The organism is Clostridium sp. Marseille-P3244, from assembly GCF_900120155.1.
Classification (GTDB): domain Bacteria; phylum Bacillota; class Clostridia; order Lachnospirales; family Lachnospiraceae; genus Mediterraneibacter.
Window position 1 is genome coordinate 1,286,767 of the sequence record NZ_LT635549.1, and the last position, 10,582, is coordinate 1,297,348.

Here is a 10,582-nt window from a genome sequence, read left to right on the forward strand (position 1 = left end):
GTGAGTTGACAGTAATCGGCAGCGGGAATGGATGAAATCCAGGAAACCGGTGGAACAGCTGTGAGAGAGGATGAGAAGATGAACGGGAAGGAGAACACAGCCGACCTGGGACAGAAAAAATTGAATATGCCGGACAACATCCGTCCCCGGCTGAAGGTACAGCTGGCCGGTATGGAATCTTTTTTTGGCCCGGGCGTCAGGACACTTCTCAAAGGGATAAGGCGGGAGGGATCCGTGCGCGAGGCATGCGAGAAGATGGGAATGTCTTACAGCAAAGGCAGGAGGATCATTGAGCGTGCGGAGCGAGAGCTGGGTTTTACGATCATAGAACGCAGCCATGGAGGAAAAAATGGAGGCGGCGCAATGCTCAGTGAAAAAGGAGCTCTGCTGCTGGAGCGTTATGAACAATTTGAACAGGAACTTGATCAGATCGCGGAGGAAAAATACAGAGAAATATTTGTGGATTTTTAAAATGGGGATGTAACGGTGTGGCAGGAGTGGAACAGGAAGACCGGTATCCTGCCACAATTTTTAAATTCGATTGCTTTTGAAAAAACAATCGAGTATACTTTAAGGTAACAGCAAAAAGGACAGAGAAGATGAAAAGAGAAAATGTAAAAGTCAAGGAGGAAAAGTAATGAAGAAACGAATTTTAGCGGCAATGACGGCGGCAGTCCTGGTATTTTCAATGGCGGGCTGTTCAGGCGGAAGCAGTGACGCCGGGGAGGACAGCGGCGGCACGACAGAGGAAAATGCCGCAGCAGAGGAAGAGGAGACAGAGATCCAGGTATTTATTGCTGCAAGTCTGAATACAGTGATGGAAGAGCTGGCAGAAATATATAATGAGGATCATCCGAATGTAAAGATCACTTACAATCCGGACAGTTCCGGAACGCTCCTGACGCAGATCCAGGAAGGATATGAGTGTGATATTTTCTTCTCCGCGGCCCAGAAACAGATGGATGACCTGGAAGCAGACGGCCTGATGGTAGAAGGAACAAGAGCAGATGTGGTGAATAATCAGGTTGTTGTCGTAACATTAAAAGACAGCGGAACCAAGGTGACAGGACTGGAGAATCTGGGAGATGCGGAGAGTATCGCCCTTGCGGGCGGCAGCGTGCCTGTGGGCAGGTATACCAGACAGGCTCTGATCAGTCTGGGGATTCTTCCGGAGACAGACGATCCCGCATCTATTACGACAGAGGAAATATCTGAGGCCCTCGGCGGCGTGGAGATCAGCGAACAGGACAATGTGAGCAAGGTTCTTTCAGCGGTAGTGGAAGGGTCCTGTGAGGTCGGCACCACCTATTATTCTGATACATATGGATATGAGGAAGATCTTCAGATCCTGCAGACGGTAAGTTATGATCTGACCGGCAACGTCATCTATCCCATCGCCCGTGTGATAAATGAGGAAGCGGATGATGCGCAGACAGCGGCGGCCGAGGATTTCCTTGCATTCATACTTTCCGATGAAGCGAAGGAGATATTTGAATCCTATTATTTTGACACAGACGTATAAGAACCGTACAGAGGAAGGTTATGGAAGAAGTTATACAGATTTTGAAGGAACTGGACTGGAGTCCCCTGGTTATTTCACTGAAAACAGGGGTCGTGGCCACGATTATTTCGTTCTTCCTGGGGATTTTTGCGGCCCGGAAAGTCGTGAAGGCATCGCCGGGGAAAAAGGCAGTCGTTGACGGCATACTTACGCTTCCCATGGTGCTTCCGCCCACAGTGGCGGGATTCTTCCTGCTTCTGCTGTTCAGCCGGAGAAGACCGCTGGGAGAATTTCTCTTCGACGAATTCGGGTTCAAAGTGGTGCAGACCTGGCTGGGATGTGTCATAGCGGCTACGGTGATCGCATTTCCGCTGATGTACAGAAATGCCAGGGCAGCCATGGAACAGATCGATATGAATCTGATCTATGCAGGGCGGACACTGGGAATGTCGGATACAAAGATTTTCTGGAAGATCATTGTGCCTACAGCCGGCCCGGGGATCGCGTCAGGGACGATCCTTACCTTTGCCAGAGCGCTGGGTGAATATGGCGCGACTTCTATGCTGGCCGGGAATATTCCGGGGAAAACAGGTACCATTTCCCAGAAGATCGCCATGGTCATTCAGGATGGAGATTATCTGACCGCGGGGATCTGGGTCGCGATCGTTATGGTTATCGCCTTTGTGATTATTTTCCTGATGAATCTGATTTCAGGCAGGAAGATGAAACATATCGGGAGGTGGTAGGCCATGTCTGTAAAGGTTGAGATCCGCCGGAAGCTGGACAGTTTCCGGCTGGATATCTGTTTTCAGAGTGATTCCCGGCGTATCGGCATACTGGGCGCGTCCGGGTGCGGAAAAAGCATGACCCTCAAAAGCATTGCCGGCATCGAGACGCCGGACGAAGGGCACATTGAGGTGGAAGGGCGCACATTGTTTGACAAAGCAGGAAAGATCAATCTAAAGCCTCAGAAGAGAAATGTGGGTTATCTGTTCCAGAATTATGCCCTGTTTCCTACCATGACGGTGGAGAAAAATATTGCGGCCGGTCTGAAGGGAGGCAAACAGGAGACAGAAACCAGAGTGAAGGAAATGGTGGAAAAATTCCAGCTGAACGGCCTGGAAAAACGCCTTCCGGGACAGCTTTCGGGAGGTCAGCAGCAGAGAGTGGCCCTTGCCCGGATCATGGCCTATGAACCGGACGTGATCCTCCTGGATGAACCGTTTTCTGCATTGGATATGCACCTGAAAGATCAGCTTCAGCAGCAGCTGATCCGGATGCTGGAAGGCTATGAAGGGACGGTTATCATGGTATCCCATAACCGGGATGAAGTATACCGGTTCAGCGAAGAACTGCTGATCATTGATCAGGGCAGCATTGCGGCAGCAGGACGGACAGAAGAGATTTTTGCGAATCCGGTAAGCCGGGAGGCTGCAAGACTGACCGGATGTAAAAATCTTTCCCGGGCAGTGCGCAGAGATGCCCATACAGTTGAGGCTGTGGACTGGGGGATCTGCCTGCATACTCATTCTGAGATCCCGGAGTATACAGAATGGCTCGGATACCGGGCCCATGATATTATCCCTGTATGGGGAAAACGGGGCGAGAATATGATCCGGTTTGATCTGGAGAGCAGCGCGGTGTTACCTTTTGAACAAAATTACTATATCAGACCTGAAATGACAGGTGAAGATGCACAGATGATCTGTTGGTTTGTGCAGCGGGAAAAGGGGGATGAACTGAAGAAGAAAGGAATGCCGGATTATCTTGAATTCAAGGAAGATAAAATACTGTTTCTGAAATAAAAACAAAATAAAAACAGAACCCGTATAAGGAGATCTGTTCAAAGCTTCTTAGGCGAAGTCCGATGGCTGTGCATGCAATAGCTGTATGTACAGCCATCGTCTTCTTATTATCATGTTTACAGGATAGCAGAGAAATGTGAATCGGCTGTGACAATATATGGAAGAAATCTTAAACATTCTTAAAATTAGATAAAGAGTCCGATTTCTCATTTTTTACTGTGCTCATCATTCCCTTCAAAGCAGTGTTCCATCGCTTCTGCTCAGAGGTATAATTCTCGACCAGCCATTCGATCGCCTGGTCCATTCCGTCCTCTGTGAGGGGAAATGTCGCGCTTTGCCGTTCTTCTGCCGGCGTCTGTTCAAAACACCATGGTTCGGGATAGATAAAAACTGTGAAGGTCGTACTGTTCTTTCCGTCATCCCCAAGGAATAAATAGCGCATGCCATTATGGCTCCCGGAGAAGGGTTCTTTTTTTAATCCGGCTACAGGGATCAGTCTTTTGTCGATCATACAGAATCTTCCTTTCGTATAAAAGGTACAGAAATATTATATCACTGCGCCGCGATCTCCGCAAATTCTGTTGTGACGAGATCTTCATAAGGCACCCGCTCTTCCAGCTCTCCTGCGGTTTCCAGGATATCCTGCAGCAGATCAAAGCTGCTTTCTTCAAAAATCAGGTCGCTCTTCCATGTTTCCTGGTCATAGTACCGTGTCACAATAGTAGTGATTGTTTCCAGATCTGTTTCCGGGAACTGGGGCTCAATGACAGCGGCAATCTCTTCCGGAGTATGAGACTGTACGTAATCCATCCCTTTCTGCAGCGCGTTGGTGAATCCCTGGATAATGTCAGGATTTTCGCCGATATAGCTTTCTTTTGCGCTGAACGCGGTGTAGGGGACAAAGCCGCTGTCCTCGCCCAGAGAGGCGACGACATAGCCCTTGCCCTCAGACTCCAGGGAAGTGGCGCCGGGTTCAAATTCAACTGAGCGCAATTAATTACCGCACCCAAAAGGCATAAAATTAATAGATTCTATTTTGTGGGTTTCTTTGTTCAGAACGATCTCCTTCACGACTTTTTTCCAGAAGGCATTTTTGTGTTCCGGATCAAGGGCATTATAAATGTCGATCCAATTTCCGGAGAGCATTTTGACAATATGCTCATAATCCGCGGCTGTTTCTTTTTGTCTCTGAAGCTCATCTCTGAGCTGCGTTTCCAAAGCCTCATACTGACGGTCATATTCCTGTTCAGATATACGTCCTTTCATGTAGATGTTGTTCAGCCGGTTCATTTCCGCCCGGATGCGAGGCTCCGGATCCTCTTTCTTTTTTGGATTTCCTCCGTTCCTGATGGTGTACATCTTCCGGTTGAGCTCCGACTTGATGTGATGGGTTATGTACTCTTCGACAGTAGACTCAGAGATGCATATTCCCCGGGGATGCTGATCGAACTTCCGGGAGCAGCGGTAACGCTTATACCGGGAGACAGATCCGTCTTTACATTTGTGGGTCTTTACAAATCCGGTCATCGTGGCGCCGCAGTAAGGACACTTCATGAGCTGGCTGAAGATATACGGCTCATTTGATGTGTGAAAGGTACGTGCGGAGGTAGTTTCCTGGATAAAGCGGAACTGCTCCGGTGTGATATATGGCTCGCAGTAATTGTGATCATCGCCGCGCCAGCCGCAGTACACCTCTTTTTTGGTAAACTTATCCATCGCTTGGGCGGATGGGGCGCGATCGCCATATACGTCCCGGATATAGTTGATCGCCTTGCGTTTCGACAGGCTTCCCAGGTACTGCCGAAAGTATTCCTCTACAATTTCGGATTCTTCCGGGTTCTTTTGAAGCTTCTTATTCACCGTCATGTATCCGAACGGAGGTTTCCCGGTGATCAGTTCCCCATTTCTCCGCTTATGCTCGAACACCACCTTGATACGCTCACTTGTCCGGTCTGACTCATTCTGGGCCACTGCCAGCATGATATTGATCTTAAGCTGGCCGTCCGCCGTGGACGTGTCGTAATCCTCCAAGATCGTCTTCCAGTTGCAATGATGCTGTTCCAGGATCGCCTGTGTGTTGTGGTAGTCCCGGACGTTCCGGAACCATCGATCCAGCTTTGTCACCAGGATCAGGTCTATTTTGTCTTTCTGGACATCTGAAAGAAGCCGCTGAAAGTCTTTCCGGTTCTGCAGCTTCTTCCGGGCAGTCAAACCCTCATCAGCATAATAATCGACGATCTCATATCCGTGGGAAGTGGCATACTCTGTCAGCAGTTCCTTCTGCGTATCCAGAGACAGACCATTTTCAACCTGGATATCCGTGGACACACGATCGTAAATGGCGCACCGGATCCTTTTTTCCATGCTATCATCTCCTTATTCATTTGTATGTTTCAAACCGTGTTCCTACGCAGGAAACGGCGATACAAAATAACAGCCGGACAATGAACGGATGTTCTGGATTGTGTCGGCTGCCCGAAGATGATACAATATTCCTGTCAAGAAGGTATCTCTTCGGAGATCATCTCCGTCCGATGTTGGCGCATCGGGCGGTTGACTTTTCGGGTACATTTGCTATAATGTACTTAACAGGATAGCCGGAAGATAGATGAAGCCTATCCGCTCCGGTGCAAAGTTAACAGTTACTAAAAAGCAAGCTGCCTACTCCGGCCAAGAGACAAGGCGGCTTGCTTATTTTCTATAATTCAGAATTGCTACAATGAGCGTTGACACGGTCAAAATTACCATGAATTCTTCATATGTAGTCATAGCATTTCACCCTTTCTACAGGATAAGAACGGATGACTGCACGCCTTCCCGGCTACCCGGGTAAATACATTATTCTGTTTGGGCACCCCGGCGGCTCTGGGAGTGCCGGGGCGGGTATATTATTTGGATTTGACCAATGAAACAATTGCCAGTATCGCACAGATTAAGCACCATGCTGACCAAATATATAAATCGCTGTAGCCGCCTGCCAGCGCAAATCCACAAAGCGCGCCAATACCGAAAAGTATAATCAAAGCAATGTTTCCGCCTTTTCCACCATTGCGGGTGGCGATAGAAACGATGCCGCCAACAAGAAGCATAAGAGCAACAATTATGCCGGCAGATCCTCCGACTTCTCCGTTAGCTTCCAGAGTATTTGCAACTCCCGCCGCACAAGACTGGAACGTTACAAATACGAACAGCACGATTGATAAAATACCAGATACCAGTTTCCAAGTTTTCATGTTACATTTCCTCTCTTTCTTCTCATTCCAAAAAACACCACATTTATATAATCCCTTCCGGGGTTATACCAATTTCCATACAGTCAGATTGGGAATGAACATAACATAGTACCCATCTATTTCAGTCCCAAGACCATACTTGCCGCGATATGTTTCGATACAATCCTGTAGAAATTCTTCTGTCACGTCCAGATACTCTGCCACTTCATGGCAATTTTGGCAGCCGGCTTCATAGGCCCGTATAATACCGGTCAGCCCGATCAGCTTGTTGTATCCCCAGAGCCGTGCCTGACGCTCCTGTTTGCGGTTCCCGGCATCCGATGTATCGAGGATATTCCCCATGCTGGTATGGTGGTGGCCCAGCTCTTCCGCGAGGACACAGGCTTTTTCAGTGGAAGTGTCGATATCTTTACGGATGGCGATACGTTTCCCTTTAATTCTACCGTTATTGTATTTAAGGGGCTTTTCCTTTACAATAAGCCCTTCCTGATATGCCTCATCCAAAAGTGCTTCATATATCATAGGTCATACCTCCAGTTTATAGTGTACTATAAATCTTGTCCTATAAACTGGACTTAGAAATTTTCATCATCCATAATATCATCATCGGATGTGTCTATGCCTTCTGGTATGTCTATGTCGGTACGGGCATGGGCGGCGTTGAGTTCTGTATCATTATCAAATATTTGTTCAGATGATTTTAATAATAACTTTTGTAAACGCTTTTTATAAAAGAGTTCTACGTCATTACAAAATGAATTATATTCCTTTATTGAAACATCAAATGAAAGAGTTCCATTGGAAAATTTATAATGAGGATGTCGATATACACAATTTTCGCATTTTGTATATCCTTTATTTGGAAGTGAACACCCTATGGGATGCCCCGTTCCTCCATCAACCATCTCGCCTTCATCATTTAATCCCATTCCGCCATTTTCAATTAATTCCCAATCATTACAGCCAAAATATTCACAAGTCCATCCTATGGCTTTTAACTGCGCTTCAAAAGCATCCGTTTTATTTATAGATTTTTTTATGTTTGCCCATTTGTTTTCCCTTTCCATAGGAACATCAAGCCCCATCAGCCAGGATTCAGATACATTTAAAGCCTTAGCGATTTTATATAAATTTTTTTGTTTCGGTTCGTAAGCTCCTGAGATATATGAGCTCAAAGCCCCTTTACTAATTTGGGTTTTTTCTACTAAGTCAGCTTGTTTCATATTACGAAGTTCTAATGCTTCTTTTATGCGTTGAGCTGTATTCATTTAATCACCTCCGTAAATTTACAATATCACAGTTGTTTATAAAATGCAACATAAAAGTTTTAATTTCTAAATAAGTTTAAAAAACTAAATTTTATGATTGACAAAGTGTTGAGGGAATGATATGCTAATGGTGTTCAGAAAACTAAACTAGGCAGATAGGAGGGAAAAACATGGCGTTTGACTACACCGAACTTGTAAGACTGATAAGATTTAAGTTTGATACTCAAGAAAATTTCGCAAAAGCATTAGGAATTGGACGTGTTTCATTAAATCAACGACTCAATAATAAATTAGACTTTTCTCAGGAAGAAATACTTAAGGCATCTGAGTTACTGGGTATCCAGACAAAGTTTATACCAAAATATTTTTTTAAAGAAAAAGTTTAGAAAACAAAACCGAAATGCGGATTTAAAATCATCAAAAAAGGAGAGCAGATGCAGGAGTTAGTAACGCTGAACGGAAATGATGTTTTTACAGATAGCCTAATTATTTCAAAAGGAACAGGAGTTACCCACAGAAAATTAAAGGAGACTATCCGAAAGCACCAAAAGGTAATGGAGCGGTTTGGAAAACTTTCTGCCCCATATCAGGCAGAAAGTACCGGAGGTAGACCAGAAGAGTATTACTCCTTGAATGAGGAGCAAGCAACGTTCCTTATAACTCTTTTGAAAAACACAGAAACGGTTGTTGAGTTCAAAGCCAGATTAGTTTCTGAATTTTATAAGATGCGTCGATTCATTCTCGAGCGGCAGACTCAGACATGGATTGAGACCAGACAAGCGGGCAAACTGACACGCAAGGCGGAGACGGACACGATCAAGAAACTCGTGGAATATGCCAAGAGTCAGGGGAGTACTCATGCGGATATGTTGTATATGACATATTCTAAGCTGGCAAATAAGATGGCCGGTATTCAGAAGAGAGACGAGGCCACGGTGATGCAGCTTAATAATCTGTCTTTAATGGAGAATATTATTCTTCATGTGATTGATACAGGAATCCTGACGGGTAAGCATTACAAGGAGATTTATAAGGACTGTAAGAAGCGACTTGAGACAGTTAGAGATTTGGCGTATCTGGAGGCAACAGCATAAGTCACTCGATTATTTATTTCAGACGGACGAGAAGGAGGTGAGGTGAGAATGCGGACAATCATTGGAAGTATCGTGGGAGCAATCATTGCATCAGTTATTACAACAAAAATATTAGCCACCCACTATTTTGAAATAGTAGATGGCTATGTAAAGGATATTGAACTTAACACAAAAGAATTTGTTGATTCTATGAAACGCAAACAGATATAAGGGAAAATTTATTTGTAGTTTCATCAGACATAAAATCATTCCTTTCATCATTTGATAGGAAGATTATACCAGATACCGGAAAACCGGACAATCCAGTCGACATAGATTTTATAGAGAGGCGGTGAATGTAATGGAAGAACCTAAAATCCGGAACGAGGCGGAAGAAAAAGAGTTTGCAGATCATTTCATGGAGGCATTGTTTGAAACATACCGCCATCAGTATGGTGACTGCACGATCACAGAAGTAACAGAAGAGAAGCCCGCGTGAGCGGGAGAGAGGAGGACAAGCATGAAAACCGAACTGAGCATAATCCCCGCATACCGGGAGCCTCCGGCATACAGAAGGAAACTAATCCAGCACAAACGGAAGAAGCGGGACTTTGCATCGGCGGTGGTGCTGGTGCTGGCATACATCGGGGCTGGATTCGTGGCCGGTATAACGTTTACAGGGATAGTTTTGCTGTATTGCCTGCAGGCCGGGCCAATATAAAAAATGAGCGCTTACATAATGGCTGGCAGGCCGGTAAGCACTCAGGAAATTATCCATCTAAATTATAACAGAAAGGAAAGAAAAATGGAAGATAAAAGCAAGATCTGTGATCTATTACTGCCGGCCCTGCAGGCGACAAGAAACCTGCACGACCTGGAAGACCTGGAGTATATCCCGGAGCAGGAGGCCGTGCTGGCCACATTTGCGTCCGGAGCTACCAAGAAGGCCAACGTATCCATGGATTCCGGAACAGCCATGATCCGGGACATTATTGCACAAATTGTATAGGAGGATGAATGAAAAATGAGTACGATCTATGAACTGACAGATGCATATAAGACAGTGGAAGACATGCTTTATGACGGCGAAACGGATGAACAGACCATCATGGACACGCTGGAAGCGATCGACGGGGAGATCGAGGAGAAGGCGGATAATTACGCAAAACTGATCAAGAACCTTCAGGCGGATGCCATGGCACTGAAAGCAGAAGAAGAGCGCATGTGTGCCAGGAGGAAGTCCCTGGAGAACAAGGCTCAGCGGTTAAAAGACCGTCTGCAGGCCAACCTTGAATTTATCGGGAAGACGAAATTCAAGACCCTGCTGTTTTCCTTCAGTATCGCGAAGAACGGAGGGAAGCAGCCCCTGTCTATTACAGACAACCTGGACGAGATCCCGGGCAAGTACCTGATCCCGCAGCCGCCGAAGGTGAACAATGATGCAATCCGGGAGCTCTTACAGGACAAGGAAGTGGAATGGGCACATCTGGAACCCTATGGGAAACACCTGAATATCCGGTGATGGACCATGGAAGAACGAAAAGAGATCACGCCTTATCGGATGGGACAGATCGCAAAGACAGCGGGGATCATAGCGGAACAGTTGACGCATGGGAAATACTTGTACAACCCGACCTTTCAGGAGTGCGAGATCATCCTGGAACTGATACAGGAGTCAATCAGGAAATGTAAAGGAGAATAG

At 46.1% G+C, this 10,582-nt stretch carries 18 protein-coding genes; 12 read left to right on the plus strand and 6 right to left on the minus strand.

Annotated elements, in window-relative coordinates:
* Positions 1-27 precede the first annotated feature (27 nt).
* From BQ7367_RS07805 to BQ7367_RS07820, 4 genes are all read left to right on the plus strand, one after another.
* Entirely contained in the window at positions 28-471 is a 444-nt protein-coding gene (locus BQ7367_RS07805; RefSeq protein ID WP_235837571.1) for a winged helix-turn-helix domain-containing protein, read from the plus strand.
* Between the two features lie 166 nt (positions 472-637).
* Positions 638-1,522: a molybdate ABC transporter substrate-binding protein gene (gene modA, locus BQ7367_RS07810; protein WP_072524928.1), complete on the plus strand. Its 885-nt coding sequence runs from the start codon at positions 638-640 to the stop codon at positions 1,520-1,522.
* Positions 1,523-1,542: 20 nt separating this feature from the next.
* On the plus strand, positions 1,543-2,247 hold the full coding sequence (modB, locus tag BQ7367_RS07815; protein ID WP_072524929.1) for a molybdate ABC transporter permease subunit: 705 nt from the start codon (positions 1,543-1,545) through the stop codon (positions 2,245-2,247).
* 3 nt (positions 2,248-2,250) lie between these two features.
* Positions 2,251-3,306 carry a sulfate/molybdate ABC transporter ATP-binding protein gene (locus tag BQ7367_RS07820; RefSeq protein WP_072524930.1) on the plus strand — a complete coding sequence of 352 codons (1,056 nt, stop codon included), beginning with the start codon at positions 2,251-2,253 and terminating at the stop codon, positions 3,304-3,306.
* Between the two features lie 169 nt (positions 3,307-3,475).
* On the opposite strand, the gene BQ7367_RS07825 is transcribed toward BQ7367_RS07820, so the two are convergent.
* The 6 genes from BQ7367_RS07825 to BQ7367_RS14245 form a co-directional block, all read right to left on the minus strand.
* A complete protein-coding gene (locus tag BQ7367_RS07825) occupies positions 3,476-3,817 on the minus strand; it encodes a hypothetical protein (RefSeq protein ID WP_072524931.1) in 342 nt (113 codons plus the stop codon).
* Between the two features lie 41 nt (positions 3,818-3,858).
* On the minus strand, positions 3,859-4,299 hold the full coding sequence (locus BQ7367_RS07830; protein WP_072524932.1) for a type 2 periplasmic-binding domain-containing protein: 441 nt from the start codon (positions 4,297-4,299) through the stop codon (positions 3,859-3,861).
* Positions 4,300-5,670 carry a recombinase family protein gene (locus tag BQ7367_RS07835; RefSeq protein WP_072524933.1) on the minus strand — a complete coding sequence of 457 codons (1,371 nt, stop codon included), beginning with the start codon at positions 5,668-5,670 and terminating at the stop codon, positions 4,300-4,302.
* A gap of 524 nt (positions 5,671-6,194) precedes the next feature.
* Positions 6,195-6,539: a hypothetical protein gene (locus BQ7367_RS07840; RefSeq protein ID WP_072524934.1), complete on the minus strand. Its 345-nt coding sequence runs from the start codon at positions 6,537-6,539 to the stop codon at positions 6,195-6,197.
* 63 nt (positions 6,540-6,602) lie between these two features.
* Positions 6,603-7,061 (minus strand): ImmA/IrrE family metallo-endopeptidase, encoded by a 459-nt coding sequence (locus tag BQ7367_RS07845; RefSeq protein WP_072524935.1) that lies wholly within the window; start codon positions 7,059-7,061, stop codon positions 6,603-6,605.
* A gap of 53 nt (positions 7,062-7,114) precedes the next feature.
* Complete coding sequence (locus BQ7367_RS14245) at positions 7,115-7,807, minus strand: helix-turn-helix domain-containing protein (RefSeq protein ID WP_083588902.1); 693 nt, start codon at positions 7,805-7,807, stop codon at positions 7,115-7,117.
* Between the two features lie 170 nt (positions 7,808-7,977).
* On the opposite strand from BQ7367_RS14245, the gene BQ7367_RS07855 reads away from it, so the two are divergent.
* The 8 genes from BQ7367_RS07855 to BQ7367_RS14590 all read left to right on the plus strand — a co-directional run bounded on the left by BQ7367_RS07855 (position 7,978) and on the right by BQ7367_RS14590 (position 10,582).
* Positions 7,978-8,193 carry a DUF739 family protein gene (locus BQ7367_RS07855; protein WP_072524936.1) on the plus strand — a complete coding sequence of 72 codons (216 nt, stop codon included), beginning with the start codon at positions 7,978-7,980 and terminating at the stop codon, positions 8,191-8,193.
* A 48-nt stretch (positions 8,194-8,241) separates the two neighbouring features.
* Positions 8,242-8,901 carry a Rha family transcriptional regulator gene (locus BQ7367_RS07860; RefSeq protein ID WP_072524937.1) on the plus strand — a complete coding sequence of 220 codons (660 nt, stop codon included), beginning with the start codon at positions 8,242-8,244 and terminating at the stop codon, positions 8,899-8,901.
* A 48-nt stretch (positions 8,902-8,949) separates the two neighbouring features.
* Positions 8,950-9,111 (plus strand): hypothetical protein, encoded by a 162-nt coding sequence (locus BQ7367_RS14465; protein WP_159431639.1) that lies wholly within the window; start codon positions 8,950-8,952, stop codon positions 9,109-9,111.
* A gap of 130 nt (positions 9,112-9,241) precedes the next feature.
* Positions 9,242-9,379 (plus strand): hypothetical protein, encoded by a 138-nt coding sequence (locus BQ7367_RS14470; protein ID WP_159431640.1) that lies wholly within the window; start codon positions 9,242-9,244, stop codon positions 9,377-9,379.
* Between the two features lie 21 nt (positions 9,380-9,400).
* Positions 9,401-9,601, plus strand: a complete 201-nt coding sequence (locus BQ7367_RS07865) for a hypothetical protein (protein ID WP_072524938.1) — start codon at positions 9,401-9,403, stop codon at positions 9,599-9,601.
* A gap of 84 nt (positions 9,602-9,685) precedes the next feature.
* On the plus strand, positions 9,686-9,889 hold the full coding sequence (locus tag BQ7367_RS07870) for a hypothetical protein (RefSeq protein WP_072526141.1): 204 nt from the start codon (positions 9,686-9,688) through the stop codon (positions 9,887-9,889).
* A gap of 15 nt (positions 9,890-9,904) precedes the next feature.
* Positions 9,905-10,402, plus strand: a complete 498-nt coding sequence (locus BQ7367_RS07875) for a siphovirus Gp157 family protein (protein WP_072524939.1) — start codon at positions 9,905-9,907, stop codon at positions 10,400-10,402.
* A 6-nt stretch (positions 10,403-10,408) separates the two neighbouring features.
* Complete coding sequence (locus tag BQ7367_RS14590; RefSeq protein WP_200786724.1) at positions 10,409-10,582, plus strand: hypothetical protein; 174 nt, start codon at positions 10,409-10,411, stop codon at positions 10,580-10,582.